Below are 15,458 nucleotides of genomic sequence, written 5' to 3'. Positions count from 1 at the left end.
CACGGCCCCCTGTATACAACGAAGTCATTTGGCTGCAACGAAACACGGGCTGAATATAGCAGATTCAGGTGGTGATCTGTCTCCACCAAAAGGTGGAGGGTATTTCAGCCCTCTGAGGCTTTCCGAGCCAGCAGCGGCGCAAAATGCGCACGGTAATACCATGCCAGAATGAGCCAGAGAATCGTGGCCAAGATGGCCAATTGGGCCCCTCCATGCTCCATGGTGAGATGAAAGGTGATGATGTTTGCGAGCATTGCTCCGAGAAAAACCAGCGCCAGCGGCACATATAAACCCACGAGCAGCAGGGCTCCTGCAATTACCTGTGTTCCGGCGATGAGATACAGGTAGTGAGAATGGAAGAGAGCACCAATGAAAGCTCCGGCATCTCCTCCAGGCAAAGGGGCGTGGAGGAAGTTGAGAAATCCATTCAGGCCGAAGAAAACGAACATCAGGCCAAGGAGAATGCGGGCGATCAACGCAACAATTTTCATTCGCAGCGCTCCATCAGAAAAATAAGTGGACTAAGACTGCCACATTCGCTTAACCACCGGCAACGGCCCCAATAATCAAGAACGGTTCCTTGCCCTTTGCCACTGCCTCCGGCAACGGGGTATCCGGCGACTCATGCGAGAGGTCCTCCTCGCAGGCAAAGAAGCGCAGAAACGCACGCCGCTGCTGCGTGACCTGATCGCGAATGGTTCCGCGCAGCGCCGGATATCTTGCTTCGAGCGCATTCAGCACCGAGCGCTGCGTGATTTCTCCTGCAACTTCGAGCTCCACTTCGCCGTTCACATGCACCAACGTGCGCAGGTGCTGCGGCAGATGCACACGGATCATGACAGCGTCTGCACCTCTACCGAAAGCACTGCGGGGAGATCACGCACGATCGGGAACCACGAATCGCCCGCATCGGATGAACAGTAGACCTGGCCGCCGGTTGTGCCGAAATAGACGCCGCACTTATCGAGCGAATCGATCGACATCGCATCGCGCAGTACGTTTACGTAACAGTCTTTCTGCGGAAGGCCCTTCGTCAGCGGCTCCCATTCGTTGCCGCCCGAGCGGCTGCGATAGACGCGAAGCTGCCCATCGAGCGGAAAATGCTCAGAGTCGCTCTTGATGGGGACTACATAGACCGTCTCCGGCTCATGCGCATGCACGTCGATGGCGAAGCCGAAGTCGGTGGGGAGATTTCCGCTCACTTCAATCCACGAATCACCGGCATTGTCGCTCCGCATTACATCCCAGTGCTTCTGCATAAACAGCACGTCCGGACGCGACGGGTGCATGGCGATGTGGTGCACGCAGTGGCCAACCTCGGCATCCGGGTCGGGGATATATTGCGAACGCAGGCCACGGTTGATGGGCTGCCATGTCTTACCGCCGTCATCGGTGCGGAATGCGCCTGCTGACGAGATGGCAATGAAGATGCGCTGCGGATTGCCTGGATCGAGAATGATAGTATGCAGACACATGCCGCCCGCGCCCGGCTGCCAGTGGGGGCCAGAACCGTGCCCGCGCAATCCAGAGAGTTCTTCCCAGTTCTGCCCGCCATCGGTCGAGCGGAAGAGCGCCGCATCTTCGATGCCCGCATACACTGTATCCGGATCAGTCAGCGATGGCTCGAGATGCCACACGCGCTTGAACTCCCACGGGTGCGGAGTGCCGTCATACCACTGGTGCGTGCCAGGAACGCCGTCATAGGCAAACTTGTTGCCGACTACTTCCCAGGTCTTGCCGCCGTCATTCGAGCGCTGCATCACCTGACCAGACCATCCGCTCGACTGCGAAGCGTATAACCGGTTCGGATCGACCGGCGAACCTTTGATGTGGTACATCTCCCATCCTGCGAAGAAAGGTCCGCTGACCTCCCATTTCTCGCGCTTGCCGTCCGACTCCAGGACGAATGCGCCTTTTCTCGTTCCGACCAATACTCGAACACTGCTCATCTTTTACTCCTCCTCGAAAGTTTGCGAACTTTACTGTGCTGAAAACTGTTTTCGGGCGCGCTCTTTTCACCGTCATAAAACCAGGGCAGCAATGGCGTCGTGTCCCGCTGCTGCCAGCGTTGCCGCACTTCCTTGAGCAGTGCTGCGCGGTCTTTCGCCATCTCTGCAATCAGCCCGCATGGAACTCCCACCTCTTCATGCTGTGCGCCCCAGATCAGCAACTCCAGCAGCACGGGAGCCAGATCAATGCCCTTCTCTGTCAGCCGGTAATTGAGCTTGCGCCGGTCCGTTTCCTCCGCCTCTGCCTGAAGAATGCCCGCGGTCTCAAGCTTCTTCAGACGATCGGCAAGAACGTTGGTGGCAATGCCCTCGCCCGCCTCCAGAAACTCCTTGAATTGCCGGAAGCCTCGCACCATCATGTCGCGAACGATCAATAGTGACCAGCGGTCGCCAAAGACCTCCAGCGCCATATTCACGGGACATCCTGATCGTGATTTTGATCCAGGCCTGACTGCCACGTTGGCACCATATCAATATTTACTTTTAATTTGCAAGTAATTTAACCCTGAAATTTTTCATGATAACAATCCTTTTCAGAGGGCAGGCCACCAGGCTCAGCCAGGACCGCGACTAACACTGGCTCCATGTGTTTTCATAAAACGAAAGGAAGCCATGGAAGCAAACGAAGTCCACGAACTCCACGAACACCATGAAGAGGCTGAGAAGCATCCCAGCCTTCGCCCTGTCACCTTTACCATGAGCCTGCTTGCGGTGCTGGTCGCTGTGTGCACAGTGCTCGGGCATCGGACACACACTGAGGCGGTTCTGGCGCAGGCCAAGGCAAGCGACCTGTGGAACGAGTACCAGGCGAAGAAGATTCGCCAGAATGAAACACAGCTGACCCGGGATCTGCTCCTTACGCTCGCAGCGAAGGATGAAGGCGCCCAGAAGCTCATGGAGAGCTATAAAGAACACTCGGCAAAATGGGACGAAGACCTCAAAGAGGAGCAGGAAAAAGCGCAGGACTTCGAAGCCGATGTGCGCCGCGCCGAGCATAGAGCCGACCGCTTCGACTTCGGAGAGGCCCTGCTTGAAATCGGCCTCGTGATCACATCCATTACGTTGTTAACGCACCTGCGCCTGTATTGGTTCGCAGGAATGGTCTTCGGCCTCGCCGGAATTGCAGTCTGCGCGGCGGCTTTCTTCCGCTAGTGCTTCACTGGCTCGGCGTCCGTACTCCACTCTTCAATCGGCCCGAGGTTCAGCTTCTCAATCTCGGGCGCGATTTTGGCTTTGTCTCCCACAGCGATAAAGATCATGTTCTCCGGATGGATGTATTTGAGGGCGGCGCTTGCTGCCTGTTCCGCAGTGACCGCATCGATCTTCTCCGGATACGTCCGGTAATAGTCGAGCGGAAGCTGGTAGGTAAAGATCTCGGCCATCCTACCCGAAGTTTCTTCCACGGTTTCGAAATCGCCGGGGAGCGACCGGGTGAGGTTGTCCTTTGACATCTTCAATTCTTCAGCAGACAAAGGGCTTGTACGGATGCGGTCGAGTTCGGCAAAGAGCTCATGCGCTGCGGGAGCGGTTACGTCTGTCCGCACCGAAGCACCTGCAAAGAAGGGCCCTGGGCCCCGTAAAAACTGAAACATGCTGAATGCACCATAGGTATACCCATGCTGCTCGCGCAGGTTCATGTTGATGCGGCTTGAAAACAATCCGCCCAGCATGGTGTTGACCACGTTCAACTGAGCGTAATCGGGAGTGGAACGCGGGGCACCGACTCCCGCGGCCCAGATCGCTGTCTGCGGCGCTCCCGGACGATCGACCAGAATCACATGACGCGTTGGAGGAGCGGGCGCTGTTGGCGGCTGCGACACAACTCCTTTTGTTGACCATGAGCCGAAATACTTTTCGGCCAGATCGCGCGCCTGCTTCTCTGTCAGGTCTCCGGCAAAGACGAGCGCGGAATTCGCCGGCGCGTAATGCTCCTGCCAGAACGATGCAAGATCGTCGCGGGTAATTGCTTTGAGCGAGGACTCGGTCCCGATGCTGCGGTAGCCATATGGGCTGTCAGGGCCATAGATGGCGCGGTTGGCGACCGAAAAGGCAACCTGCACGGGCTGGTCTTTCAGTTGCAGAAGCGACGTAAGCCGCTGCTTGCGGATGCGGTCGATTTCCTTATCGCTGAAGGTGGGATGCAGGCCAACATCAGAAAGCAGGTCGAGCGCCGGGCCAGCTACATTGCTCAATGCGCTGATGCGCACATAGGCAATGTCGTTGCTGGCATTCTTGCTGAGACTCGCACCGATCTGATCGACGGCATCGGCAACCTGCGTCGCGCTGCGCGTGGTGGTTCCCTCGGTCAGCATGGCTGCTGCAAACCCTGCTACTCCGGGCTTCTTTGGAGAATCGGCCTCGCTGCCGCCTAGCGTCACCAGTGACGCGCTGAAAACCGGCAGGTTGTGCGATTCCACCAGATAAACTTTCAGTCCGTTGGCCAGAGTAAACGTGTGAGGCTCCGGCAGAGCCAGCTTTGGCTGCGGCCCGGCCTGCGGCGCAGTCTTGCGCCATGCCTGCGCCTGATCAAACTCAGCGGAATATTCGGGAGTGATCTTTACGCTGGCATCTGTATCTGCAGGGCTGCGCGGGACGTCGTTGACTTCCTTCTTGCCTGGAATGCCATAGACCGTCACGCGCCGGCTCTGCGTGAGAGTTGCCTGAGCGAACTTCTGCACGCTTGCCGGCGTCAGCGCATCGTAACGCGCGAGGTCTTTCGGCAGATAACCGGGGTCACCGGTGTACTGGTTGTAGTAGTTGAGGGTGTCGGCGATGCCTCCGAAGCCGCCTACGCGCTGCAGGCCGCGTATCTTTTCTGACTGAGTTACGTTGCGGGCGCGATCGATCTCCTCCTGGGTGGGGCCATTCTGGAGAAAGTCGTCGATGACATCGTTGGCAGCCTTCTCGAGCTGCTCGGCAGTGACTCCGGGACGCGCCACCAGCTCGCAGCTTGTCCACGACCGGAGCGCCTGCGATTCGTTGTAGCACTCGGCAGATTGCGCAATCTGCTGCTCATAGACCAGCTTGCGATAGAGACGGCTGGTTTTGCCGCCGCCCAGCACATATGACGCGAAATCACCTTCGGCGTCGCCGGGAGCAAATGCCGGAGGAGTCAGCCATCCGAAGAGTACCTTGGGCAGCTGGACGCTATCTGTCACCGTGATGCGCTTTTCTGTCGTGATAGCGGGCGTGTTTACGTCGACTTTCGGAACATCCGGCCCCTTGGGGATGGGTCCGAAATATTTTTCGATCAGGACCTTCGTCTTTGCCTTGTCGATGTCTCCGGCGATGGCAATGGTGGCGTTGTTCGGCGCGTAATACTGTTTGAAAAACTCGCGCACATCTTCGAGCCGAGCCGCTTCGACATCAGCGTGTGAACCCATCACATTTGCGTGATAGGGGTGCTCTTTGGGGAAGAGCGTATTGACCAGCGCTTCGTCCACAAGGCCGTAGGGGCGGTTTTCGACGCTCTGGCGGCGCTCGTTGCGCACCACGTCGCGCTGGTTCGTCAGCTTCTCGCGGTCCAGCGTATCGAGCAGGAAGCCCATGCGGTCGCTCTCGAGCCACAGAGCGAGCTCCAACTGGTTTGAGGGCAGCGTCTCGAAATAATTTGTCCGGTCAAACGAGGTTGTTCCGTTGATGTCCGAAGCGCCGGCGGCCTCCAGGTATTTGAAGTGCGCCTTTTCGCCCACATGCTTCGAGCCTTCAAACATCATGTGCTCGAAAAGATGGGCAAAGCCGGTTCGTCCCGCGCGCTCCTTTACCGGACCGACGTGATACCACAAATCAACACCGACGATCGGCAGCCGGTGATCTTCCGACAGGATCACCTGCAGGCCGTTCGGCAACGTGTAGGTTTCATACTTGATCTCGGGCACTTTCAGCTTCGCGGTTTCTGCTATGCCAGCAAACGATGAGACAGCCATGATGGATACTCCCAAAAGAGCGATGCATTTTCGAGACATGAGGTTACACGCGCCTCCCCTCAGATGCGCTTTGTCCGACCCGGAAATTGGTAATTGGGATGATAACAGGCAGGATATGTACTGAAATATAGGACAGTCGGCAGTCTCAGTTCTGCCGCTTCACCTGAAGGGACGTAAATTTTGCGATAGCGTCGAAATCCCGGTCCCTGTGCCAGACCGGCACTTTGTTTTCTATGGCAATAGCGGCGATCAGGCAATCCGTAGATGAGCGGACGGTGTAACCTTTCGCTCTGCCGAGCCGGTAAATCTCCGCCGCTGCCAGGAAGAGCGGTCGCGGCAACGGATCACTGAGTAGGGGCAGAGCAAGAAATGCGTCGCGAAAGGCGTCGCTTGCCGAAGTATGCCGCAGTCCCTGCAGCACCTCCTGCATGACGGGACCACAAGTAGCAAAGTTGAGCAGCTGTTGCTCTGAAACACTCTCACCCAGTCTGCCGTTCAGCAATTCAATCCAGACAGATGTATCGACGAGAATCACAGCCGCTTGCGGCGTTTCAACTGCCGGCGCCCCTCCTGCTTGTCCTCACGCATCTCCGGCAGGCTTCCTTCCCAGAGGCCCTGGCCAAAGAACTGGGGCATGGATTGAATACGCCGCATCCGCAGAACCTCGGCAAGCGCCACGTTGACTGCAGCCGAATATGTCTTCACGTGCAATACCTGCGTTGCCTCATCGAGCAGTTGCGTATCAAGCACAAGATTTGTGCGTTTCATGTGTATAGCATACCTGAATCGATGACCAGGAAACTCGATATGGCATTCAACTGTCCGCAATGGCAGCCAATCCATTAAGCTGGTGATGAATGAAGCGCCTTCTGCTGTTCCTTTTCTGTGCTTTCCTGTCGATCACTGCCGCTGCCCAGCAGATCGCGCCGGTCATTACTGTCGACAACGGGCCGAACGCGCTCATCCAGGAGCAGAAGCACTATGTCGTGCTGGTTTCGCTCGACGGCTTCCGCTACGACTACGCGAAGAAGTATGGAGCGACGCATCTGCTGGAGCTGGCAAAGCATGGAGCCAGCGCGCCCGACGGCATGATTCCGTCGTATCCTTCGCTGACATTTCCGAACCACTACGCGCTTGTCACGGGACTCTATCCTGAGCACCACGGCATTGTCGCGATGAGCTTCTACGATCAGCAGCGGAAGGAGCGATACGCCTTCAACGACCCGAAGACCGACAGCGACGGCTCATGGTATGGAGGCACGCCGCTGTGGGTTCTCGCTGAAAAGCAGGGCATGCGCTCCGCCTGCTTCTTCTGGCCGGGATCGGAAGCCGCCATCAAGGACACGCGCCCCAGCTACTACCTGCACTTTGACGACAAGTTTCCCGATGAAAAACGCGTCGACCAGGTGCTGGACTGGCTCAGGCTTCCGGAGGAAAAACGCCCGCACTTCATCACCCTGTACTACTCAAACGTAGACCATGCAGGTCATGAGTTTGGCCCGGACAGTTCGCAGGTTGCCGAAACCGTCAAGCATGTCGATGTGCTGATCGGAAAGCTGCATGCCGGGCTTGATGCCCTGCATATGCCCGTGGACCTGATCATTGTGAGCGACCATGGCATGGCGCGCCGTGAAGGCACATGGATCAACCTCGATCAATACGCTGACCTATCGCGTTTGACGACTGTCGGCTCGCTGCTCTACGCCAACTCCGAGACCGATGCGGACAGCGCTTATCAGAAGCTGAAGGCGGCAGACGCTAAATTCATCGTCTATCGCCGCGCACGCATGCCGGCATGGCTGCACTACGATGGCAACCCGAGGGCAGGAGATCCCATTATTGTTCCCAAAGGTCCCTATGCCATCCGCGCGCACGGCCCCGCGGCGGGTGAGCAGGATCATCCGCCAAACATGGGAGTCCACGGATACGATCCGCGCGACCTGCCGGAGATGAAAGCTATTTTCTATGCTGTTGGACCAGATATAAGAGCAGGAATAGCGCTCAAGCCATTTGAAAATGTGAATGTCTATCCCTTTATCGCAAAGATCCTGCAGTTACCGGCTCCTCCCACTGATGGCAGCCTTAACATTCTTTCCAGCGCGTTGACCGACGCAGCCCTTCAATAACCTCAAAAGAGAAAAACGGAACGATGGCCTTTTATCTAGGATTCGACGCGGGCGGCACCAAAACCGACTGCGCCCTCGCTGACGAAACACAGATTCTTGCCCGCGCACAGAATGGAAGCATCAAGCCACTTCGCGTTTCCGCTGAAGAGGCGGAAGCCAACATGCGCACGCTGCTCGCTGAAATCTCACGCCAGAGTGGAGTTGACCTGAAACAGGTCGCTGTCTCCTGCGTAGGCACAGCGGGGGTGCGCCTTCCGCAGACTCACGAGTGGATGCACCAGATCATCGGACGCTATGCGGGCGGCGAGATTCTTGTCTGCGGCGATGAGGCAACCGCGCTCGATGCAGCCTTTCCCGGGGAGGCGGGCGTGCTCGTGATTGGCGGCACCGGCTCCAATATTCTTGGCCGCACCGGCAAAGGCGAAACCTTCAACGTCGGCGGATGGGGCCCGATTCTGGGCGATGAGGGCTCAGGCTACTGGATCGGCATCGAATCGCTGAAGGCTGCCTGCCGCGCTCATGATTTTCAGCGGCCGACCATGATCCTCGACCGCGTGATGCAGTTCTGGTCTGCTCCAACGATAGGCGATGTGGTGAACATTGCTACGGATACTCCGGCGCCGGACTTCTCGCAACTCGCTCCGGTAGTCGTGGAGTGCGCCGAAGCCGGCGACATCGTTGCGCTCGAGGTGCTGCAGCTTGGCGGACAGCTTCTTGGCGAAGGTGCGGCCCACGCCGTCCGCCGGCTTCGCGCGCTCGAGACGGATGCTCCGGTACCCGGCGTTGCTTATGTCGGGGGGATACTCAATGGCGTCCGCTTCGTGCGCGAAAGCATGATCGACACCATTCACAGGAGTTTTCCCATGGTGAAGGTACTGCCGGAGGCTGTCGATCCGGTGATCGGCGCGCTGTGGCGCGCGCGTCATAGAGTTGCCTGATATTGGCTATCCGGCGATCACCCGCTCGCCGCGAAGGATCGTCTCCTGCACCTCGCCTTTCGGCGACAGGACTGTGATGTCAGCTGCCCGTCCAGCTTCGAGCGCGCCAACCTGCGCTTCCAGGCCGGCCATGCGCGCCGGATTGCGGGTTGCGAGCGCCACCACCGTTCCCAGGTCAACGCCGGTAAACTCGGCGAAATTGCGGACGCCGCGATCCAGCGTCAGCGTGCTGCCGGCCAGCGTGTCTTCGCCGATGATGCACTTGCCGTTCTTCACGCGGACATCGAGCTCGCCCAGCTTGTAGTTGCCGTCGGGCATGCCGGTGGCGCTCATCGCGTCGGTGATGAGAATCGCGCGGTCAGCACCTTTCTCTTTCCAGAACATGCGCACCACCGTGGGATGAACATGCAGGCCATCGCAGATGATCTCGGCAAAGAGATCATCGCGAGTGAGCACGACCCCGAGAATTCCCGGGTCGCGATGATCGAAGCGGCGCATGGCATTGAAGGTATGCGTGGCGGAAACAGCTCCGGCCTTGACGCCACGCAATGCATCCTCGGTCCCGGCATTGCTGTGCCCCAGGCTGACGCGCACACCCAGCGAGACAGCGCGCTCGATCACTTCAATGGCTTCGGGAAGTTCCGGCGCAATCGTCATTAGCCGGATATGCCCTTCCGCCGCTTCCCACATGCGGTTGAACAATGCAACGGAAGGCTGCTGCAGATCGCGCTCGGGATGTGCGCCTTTTTTGGCGTGCGAGACAAACGGACCTTCAATATGAATGCCGAGCGGCTTTGCGCCCTTCAGGTCTTTTCCGATGAGCTTCGCCAGACCACCCAGCGACTTCAGCGTTGCGTCTACAGGCGCAGTGACGGTTGTCGCAAAATAGGAGCCGACGCCATGCTTCGCGAGAAACCCGCCGACGGTATCGAGCGCGCCTTCCGTGGCCTCCATCACATCGCTGCCTGCGCTGCCGTGGATGTGCACATCGAAATAGGCGGGGGCCAGCGTTGCTCCGGAGAATTCATGGAGCTCGCCTTCAGGCACTGTAACTTCAGCACGCGAGGCGATGCTCGCAATCACACCGTCGTCGATCATTACTACTGGATGGGTAATTGTCTTCTCGGGAGTCAGCAGCCTGTCAGCGGTGATGATTTTGCGCATAGAAAATGGTCTTCAGTCCAGACCATACTCCTGTATAGCTGTATAGTCCACTATTCACTTTACACCGGGATAAAGATGGGACTCTTCGCATTGGTATACATCCTTCCACCTTCACAAGGTAGCCGAACGGGCAAGGTCCCCGCGCTGTATCGGTAAAATAGATATCATGTCGTCAAGCAAGCCAGATACAAGCGCTGCAGCCGCAGCGGCAGGTGGAGTCTACAACCCCGCAGAGATAGAACCGCGCTGGCAGGAGCGCTGGGATGCGCAACCTGACCTGTATGCCGCTGAGCCTGCGTCCAGCGGCAAGCCGAAGTACTACGTGCTTGAGATGCTGCCTTATCCCTCGGGCCAATTGCACATGGGGCACGTGCGCAACTACTCCATTGGCGACGCGCTTGCCCGCTATATGTGGATGCAGGGCCACAATGTTCTGCATCCGATGGGCTGGGATGCCTTCGGCCTGCCCGCCGAGAACGCAGCGCTCAAGAACAACACGCCGCCGCGCGAGTGGACCATCTCGAATATTGCCGCCATGAAGCGGCAGATGCAGCGCATCGGCTTCAGCTACGACTGGCGTAATGAAGTTACGACCTGCCTGCCCGACTACTATCGCTGGAACCAGTGGTTCTTTATCCGCATGTTCGAGCGCGGCCTTGCGTATCGCAAAAAGAGCAAGGTGAACTGGTGCCCGGACTGCGCGACCGTTCTTGCAAATGAGCAGGTGATCAACGGACGCTGCTGGCGGCATGAGGACACGATTGTCGAACAGCGCGACCTGGAGCAGTGGTTTCTGCGCATTACGGACTACGCGCAGGAATTGCTGGATGATCTCGAGAAGCTCGACGGCTGGCCGGAAAAAGTGCGCACCATGCAGCGCAACTGGATAGGCCGCAGCGAAGGCGCAGAGGTCGTGTTCTCAGTAGAAGATGCCTCTGCGGCTCCGGAAGACGAGCGCTCCGCGCGCAAGGGAAGAACTGTGCTGCCCGCGCGTGAAGACACCAAGGCTTCAGACAAAAAGATCACTGTCTTTACCACGCGCATCGATACGATCTTTGGAGCGACCAGTGTCCAGTTGGCTCCGGAGCATGCGCTGGTGAAGGAGTTCTCCGCTGCTGATGACAAACTCGCAAAAGAAGTGAACGAACTCTTAGACCAGCAGAAGAAAGCACGCGAGTCCGGCGACATTGGCGAGATCGAGAAGCACGGCGTCTTCACCGGGCACTACGCCATCAATCCGTTCAATGGCGAGCGTCTGCCTATCTGGGTCGCCAACTATATTCTGGCCGACTATGGCACAGGCGCGATCATGTCTGTGCCTGCGCATGACGAGCGCGACTACGATTTTGCGAAAAAATACGATCTCGAGATTCGCATCGTCATCCTGCCGCGCCGCAACAATGAAGAGAACGAGGATGGCTCGCCGGAATCGATGATTCCATTTACCGAGGAAGACAGCCTGCTGATCAACTCCGGTGACTTCAGCACGCTGGGCAGCAAGGAAGCGCAGCAGAAAATGTCGGCCTATGCGGAGGAGCACGGATTCGGCAAGGCAACTGTTACCTTCCGCCTGAAGGACTGGGGCGTGAGCCGCCAGCGCTACTGGGGCACGCCCATCCCGATGCTTTACTGCGAGAAGGACGGCATTGTTCCTGTTCCGGATGACCAGCTGCCTGTGCTGCTTCCGGAAAATGTCGAGATCACGCAGCAGGGCGGGTCGCCGCTGGCCAAGCTGCCGGAGTTCGTCAACGCCGTCTGCCCGAAGTGCGGGCGCCCGGCGCGCCGCGAGACCGATACGATGGACACCTTCGTCGATTCGTCCTGGTACTTCTACCGCTACACCAGCGCGAAGTACGACAAGGCGCCTATCGATTCTGCGGTGGCTGGCTACTGGTTCCCGATTGACCAGTACATCGGCGGCGTGGAGCACGCCATTCTGCACCTGATCTATTCGCGCTTCTGGAGCAAGGTGATGCGCGACCTTGGATTGATCAAGAACGATGAGCCTGTGACGCGCTTGTTTACGCAGGGCATGGTCATCAAGAACGGCGCGAAGATGTCGAAGTCGAAGGGCAACGTTGTTTCGCCCGACGACATGGTGGCGCGCTACGGCGCAGATGCGACGCGCGCGTACGCTCTTTTTGCAGCGCCTCCTGATCGTGACCTCGACTGGCAGGAAGATGGCGTTGCCGGCGTAAGCCGTTTTCTGGGCAAGGTCTATCGCTTTGTGACCAAGCATGCCGAGGCCGCGCATTCCGTATCTGCAGTGGATACAAATGCTGCGAATGCGACCTCGCAGGCTCTGCTGCGGAAGCTTCACCAGACCATCGGCAAGATCACGGAAGACTTTGCCGGACGCTGGCACTTCAACACCTGCATTGCCGCCATTATGGAGATGGTGAATACCTTCACCGCGGCTGACGAAGAGATCAGCACTGGCAAGGTTCCGGCGGGCGTAGTAAAGTCGCTGCTCGAGAACCTGGTGCTGCTGCTGGCTCCTTTCGCTCCCTATCTTGCTTCGGAATTGTGGGAGCAGTTGGGAAAGGAACAAGGCATTCTGCGCGCGCAGTGGCCGAAGTTCAACGAAGCGCTTGCCCGCGAAAACGAGATCGAAATCCCGGTGCAGGTAAACGGCAAACTGCGGGCTGTGGTGAAAGTACCCGCGGACGCAGACCAGGACACGATACGCGAGGCGGTCAAAGCTGATCCCAAGGTACAGGCTGCTATTGCCGGGAAAGAGATCCCGAAGGTCATCGTCGTTCCCGGCAAGCTGGTCAATATAGTTGTGAAATAAGATGGCCGCCACGCAGCAGGTACGCGGCACACAGTCACTCGTTCATACGATGAGCGAGTGCTGGGCGCGTCCGTCTTTGCTGGCGCTGGAAGTGGCGTGGCGCTGGCTCTTCGGCGCGCCTGCGCTGCTCCTTCTCTGGCATGAAGCTTCGCGCATCTTCGCAGCGGCGTCGAGCCAGCTTGAAGGCACCGGCATCTTTCAGTTCAGCCTGCAAGACCCGATGCAGGCGGCTGTTGTCATTACGGACGCCTTCGCTGTCCTGTGGCCTCTGGTGCTGCATGCCGCCTTGTGGCTTGTGCCGCTTCTGGCCATTGGCTGGTCGATTGCATCCGGCATCGGACGGAACATTGTGCTGCGCCGCTACGATCCTACGCTGCCCAGCCGGCCGCTTGCTCTTATCGCTTTGCAGCTGATTCGCGTCGTCGCGCTCACGGGCAGCTTTATCATCTGGTTTCGAGCAATTAGATGGGCGGCTAATTATTCTCTCTCGGATGTAGAGCCGAACCTTGTGCTCTACTGTGCGCTCGTGATCTGCCTCTCTCTTGGAATCTTCACGCTGTGGGCGCTGTTGAGCTGGATTTTTTCCATTGCACCGCTGCTGGTTCTGCTTGAGAATCGCAGCATTGCAGGCAGCCTGCTGCGCAGCCTCCGGCTTGGACCGCTGACGAGCAAGCTCGTTGAAGTCAACCTTGTCATGGGGATCGTCAAGCTGGCATTGATCGTGCTGGCTATGGTTTTTTCGGCTACGCCCTTGCCCTTTGCATCCGTCATGCAGGGATCTCCGCTTTACATCTGGTGGGCGCTGGTGACACTGCTTTATCTCGCGGCTTCAGACTTTTTCCAGGTCACACGGCTGGTCGCTTTTATCCAGTTCTGGCGGCTACAAGTCCATCGACAACTCTAACCACCTCAAAGTACACTCAGTAGTGGACACCTCTTCGATCGTCATTCTCGACTTCGGTTCTCAATACACACAACTCATTGCGCGCCGCATTCGCGAACAGAATGTCTTTTCTGTGGTGCTGCCCTGCACGGCCAGCCTTGAAGACATTGAGAGCTATAAGCCGCTCGGCATCATTCTTTCCGGGGGGCCAAGCTCGGTTTACGATGCCGATGCGCCCGATGCCGATCCGGCGGTGCTGCAAATGGGCAGGCCTGTTCTCGGCATCTGCTATGGGCTGCAGTTCATCACGCACCACCTGGGCGGCAAGGTGCGCTCGGCTGACAAGCGTGAATATGGACACGCCGAAGTCTCGATTGTAGATGCGGCAACGCCGCTCTTCACAGGCCTGCCGGATTCACTCCAGGTCTGGATGTCGCATGGGGATGAGGCGCTCAACCTGCCGCCTGGATTCCATCTGACGGCAAAAACATCAAATGCCGTCGCCGGAATTGCGAATCCGGGAAAGAAGATCTGGGCCGTGCAGTTTCATCCTGAAGTACACCACACGCCCAAAGGCACGGAGCTGCTTCGCAACTTCCTTTTCAATATCTGCAAGGCCAAGCCTGACTGGACTCCTGCGCACTTTATCCAGTCCACTGTCGCTGCTATTCGCGAGAAAGTTGGCGACGGGCATGCAATCTGCGCGCTTTCCGGCGGAGTCGATTCTTCAGTCGCAGCCGTGCTCGTGCACCGGGCTATCGGCAACAAGCTTACCTGTGTCTTTGTCGATAACGGAGTGCTGCGTAAGAACGAGTTCTTCAAAGTCCAGGAAAATCTGCGCGAGAAGCTCGGCCTCAATCTGGTCGCAGTGGATGCCAGCGGACGCTTCCTCTCGAAGCTCGCGGGCGTGACCGATCCTGAGACCAAGCGCAAAATTATCGGCAACGAATTTATCAATGTCTTCGATGATGAGGCGCACCGCATCGCGCAGCAGACAGGCGGAGTCGATTGGCTGGTGCAGGGCACGCTGTATCCCGACGTGATCGAATCGTCTTCCGTCAAAGGACCGTCGCAGACCATCAAGAGCCACCACAATGTCGGCGGCCTTCCAGAGACGATGAAGCTCAAGCTCATTGAGCCTCTGCGCGATCTGTTCAAGGATGAGGTTCGCCGCATCGGACGCGATCTCAAAATGCCCGAGGACATTCTGCAACGCCAGCCTTTCCCCGGGCCGGGACTTGCTGTGCGCATCCTGGGCGAGATCACGCCGGAGCGAGTCGCGCTGCTGCAGGAAGCGGATGACATCGTCGTAACGGAAATCAAGGCCGCCGGGCTTTACCAGAAAATCTGGCAGTCCTTCGCTGTGCTGCTTCCGGTCAAAAGCGTTGGAGTCATGGGTGACCAGCGCACCTACGCTTACACCTGCGCCATTCGCGCTGTACACTCTGAAGACGGCATGACCGCCGACTGGGTGCCGCTGCCCTATGACGTGCTCAAGAAAATTTCGAGCCGCATCGTAAACGAAATTCGCGGCATCAACCGCGTCGTCTACGACATCACCTCAAAGCCGCCAGGCACCATCGAATGGGAGTGACTGGCCGTCACGGGCACACGCGCC

14 protein-coding genes are annotated in these 15,458 nt (G+C 58.0%); 6 read left to right on the top strand and 8 right to left on the bottom strand.

What is annotated here, in order from left to right; genetic code table 11:
* Positions 1-104 precede the first annotated feature (104 nt).
* The 4 genes from AC5S16_RS16330 to AC5S16_RS16315 are packed head-to-tail and all read right to left on the bottom strand — an operon-like array spanning position 105 to position 2,419.
* On the bottom strand, positions 105-491 hold the full coding sequence (locus AC5S16_RS16330) for a DoxX family membrane protein (RefSeq protein WP_493931162.1): 387 nt from the start codon (positions 489-491) through the stop codon (positions 105-107).
* Between the two features lie 49 nt (positions 492-540).
* Positions 541-837: a MoaD/ThiS family protein gene (locus tag AC5S16_RS16325; protein ID WP_493931161.1), complete on the bottom strand. Its 297-nt coding sequence runs from the start codon at positions 835-837 to the stop codon at positions 541-543.
* Positions 834-1,949, bottom strand: coding sequence for a WD40/YVTN/BNR-like repeat-containing protein (locus AC5S16_RS16320; protein WP_493931160.1), 1,116 nt, complete (start codon positions 1,947-1,949; stop codon positions 834-836). Before AC5S16_RS16320 ends, AC5S16_RS16325 begins: the two co-directional genes overlap by 4 nt.
* Positions 1,946-2,419, bottom strand: coding sequence for a winged helix-turn-helix transcriptional regulator (locus tag AC5S16_RS16315; protein ID WP_493931159.1), 474 nt, complete (start codon positions 2,417-2,419; stop codon positions 1,946-1,948). The genes AC5S16_RS16320 and AC5S16_RS16315 overlap by 4 nt, the downstream gene beginning before the upstream one ends.
* A gap of 202 nt (positions 2,420-2,621) precedes the next feature.
* Here AC5S16_RS16315 and AC5S16_RS16310 point away from each other — a divergent pair, with 202 nt between their 5' ends.
* Positions 2,622-3,161 carry a DUF4337 domain-containing protein gene (locus tag AC5S16_RS16310; RefSeq protein ID WP_493931158.1) on the top strand — a complete coding sequence of 180 codons (540 nt, stop codon included), beginning with the start codon at positions 2,622-2,624 and terminating at the stop codon, positions 3,159-3,161.
* On the opposite strand, the gene AC5S16_RS16305 is transcribed toward AC5S16_RS16310, so the two are convergent.
* From AC5S16_RS16305 to AC5S16_RS16295, 3 genes are all read right to left on the bottom strand, one after another.
* Complete coding sequence (locus tag AC5S16_RS16305) at positions 3,158-5,935, bottom strand: M16 family metallopeptidase (protein WP_493931157.1); 2,778 nt, start codon at positions 5,933-5,935, stop codon at positions 3,158-3,160. The two genes, AC5S16_RS16310 and AC5S16_RS16305, sit on opposite strands and share 4 nt — an antisense overlap.
* Before the next feature lie 145 nt (positions 5,936-6,080).
* Positions 6,081-6,470 (bottom strand): type II toxin-antitoxin system VapC family toxin, encoded by a 390-nt coding sequence (gene vapC / locus AC5S16_RS16300; RefSeq protein WP_493931156.1) that lies wholly within the window; start codon positions 6,468-6,470, stop codon positions 6,081-6,083.
* A complete protein-coding gene (locus AC5S16_RS16295; RefSeq protein WP_493931155.1) occupies positions 6,467-6,703 on the bottom strand; it encodes a type II toxin-antitoxin system VapB family antitoxin in 237 nt (78 codons plus the stop codon). The genes vapC and AC5S16_RS16295 overlap by 4 nt, the downstream gene beginning before the upstream one ends.
* Before the next feature lie 89 nt (positions 6,704-6,792).
* Between AC5S16_RS16295 and AC5S16_RS16290 the strand changes: the two genes are divergently transcribed.
* A complete protein-coding gene (locus AC5S16_RS16290) occupies positions 6,793-8,061 on the top strand; it encodes an alkaline phosphatase family protein (RefSeq protein ID WP_493931154.1) in 1,269 nt (422 codons plus the stop codon).
* Between the two features lie 23 nt (positions 8,062-8,084).
* Positions 8,085-8,999 (top strand): N-acetylglucosamine kinase, encoded by a 915-nt coding sequence (locus tag AC5S16_RS16285; RefSeq protein ID WP_493931153.1) that lies wholly within the window; start codon positions 8,085-8,087, stop codon positions 8,997-8,999.
* Between the two features lie 6 nt (positions 9,000-9,005).
* Here the strand turns inward: AC5S16_RS16285 and nagA are convergent, their stop codons facing one another.
* Positions 9,006-10,163 carry an N-acetylglucosamine-6-phosphate deacetylase gene (gene nagA / locus AC5S16_RS16280; protein ID WP_493931152.1) on the bottom strand — a complete coding sequence of 386 codons (1,158 nt, stop codon included), beginning with the start codon at positions 10,161-10,163 and terminating at the stop codon, positions 9,006-9,008.
* 166 nt (positions 10,164-10,329) lie between these two features.
* On the opposite strand from nagA, the gene leuS reads away from it, so the two are divergent.
* The 3 genes from leuS to guaA are packed head-to-tail and all read left to right on the top strand — an operon-like array spanning position 10,330 to position 15,434.
* On the top strand, positions 10,330-12,957 hold the full coding sequence (gene leuS / locus AC5S16_RS16275) for a leucine--tRNA ligase (RefSeq protein ID WP_493931151.1): 2,628 nt from the start codon (positions 10,330-10,332) through the stop codon (positions 12,955-12,957).
* A 1-nt stretch (position 12,958) separates the two neighbouring features.
* Positions 12,959-13,861, top strand: a complete 903-nt coding sequence (locus tag AC5S16_RS16270) for a hypothetical protein (protein WP_493931150.1) — start codon at positions 12,959-12,961, stop codon at positions 13,859-13,861.
* Positions 13,862-13,883: 22 nt separating this feature from the next.
* Complete coding sequence (guaA, locus tag AC5S16_RS16265) at positions 13,884-15,434, top strand: glutamine-hydrolyzing GMP synthase (RefSeq protein WP_493931149.1); 1,551 nt, start codon at positions 13,884-13,886, stop codon at positions 15,432-15,434.
* Positions 15,435-15,458 lie beyond the last annotated feature (24 nt).

The sequence above is a fragment of the Acidobacterium sp. FHG110202_01 genome (genome assembly GCF_059115305.1).
The sequence above is the reverse complement of the archived record's forward strand: the minus strand, read 5'-3'. Positions and strand labels throughout refer to the sequence as shown.

What these genes read in the sequence shown, in the direction of transcription:
- AC5S16_RS16320 (WP_493931160.1), bottom strand. Translation starts at nt 1,949, where the DNA reads ATGAGCAGTGTTCGAGTATTGGTCGGAACGAGAAAAGGCGCATTCGTC.
- AC5S16_RS16325 (WP_493931161.1), bottom strand. Translation starts at nt 837, where the DNA reads ATGATCCGTGTGCATCTGCCGCAGCACCTGCGCACGTTGGTGCATGTG.
- AC5S16_RS16290 (WP_493931154.1), top strand. Translation starts at nt 6,793, where the DNA reads ATGAAGCGCCTTCTGCTGTTCCTTTTCTGTGCTTTCCTGTCGATCACT.
- AC5S16_RS16310 (WP_493931158.1), top strand. Translation starts at nt 2,622, where the DNA reads ATGGAAGCAAACGAAGTCCACGAACTCCACGAACACCATGAAGAGGCT.
- leuS (WP_493931151.1), top strand. Translation starts at nt 10,330, where the DNA reads ATGTCGTCAAGCAAGCCAGATACAAGCGCTGCAGCCGCAGCGGCAGGT.
- AC5S16_RS16285 (WP_493931153.1), top strand. Translation starts at nt 8,085, where the DNA reads ATGGCCTTTTATCTAGGATTCGACGCGGGCGGCACCAAAACCGACTGC.
- AC5S16_RS16295 (WP_493931155.1), bottom strand. Translation starts at nt 6,703, where the DNA reads ATGAAACGCACAAATCTTGTGCTTGATACGCAACTGCTCGATGAGGCA.
- AC5S16_RS16305 (WP_493931157.1), bottom strand. Translation starts at nt 5,935, where the DNA reads ATGGCTGTCTCATCGTTTGCTGGCATAGCAGAAACCGCGAAGCTGAAA.
- AC5S16_RS16270 (WP_493931150.1), top strand. Translation starts at nt 12,959, where the DNA reads ATGGCCGCCACGCAGCAGGTACGCGGCACACAGTCACTCGTTCATACG.
- AC5S16_RS16315 (WP_493931159.1), bottom strand. Translation starts at nt 2,419, where the DNA reads ATGGCGCTGGAGGTCTTTGGCGACCGCTGGTCACTATTGATCGTTCGC.
- AC5S16_RS16330 (WP_493931162.1), bottom strand. Translation starts at nt 491, where the DNA reads ATGAAAATTGTTGCGTTGATCGCCCGCATTCTCCTTGGCCTGATGTTC.
- nagA (WP_493931152.1), bottom strand. Translation starts at nt 10,163, where the DNA reads ATGCGCAAAATCATCACCGCTGACAGGCTGCTGACTCCCGAGAAGACA.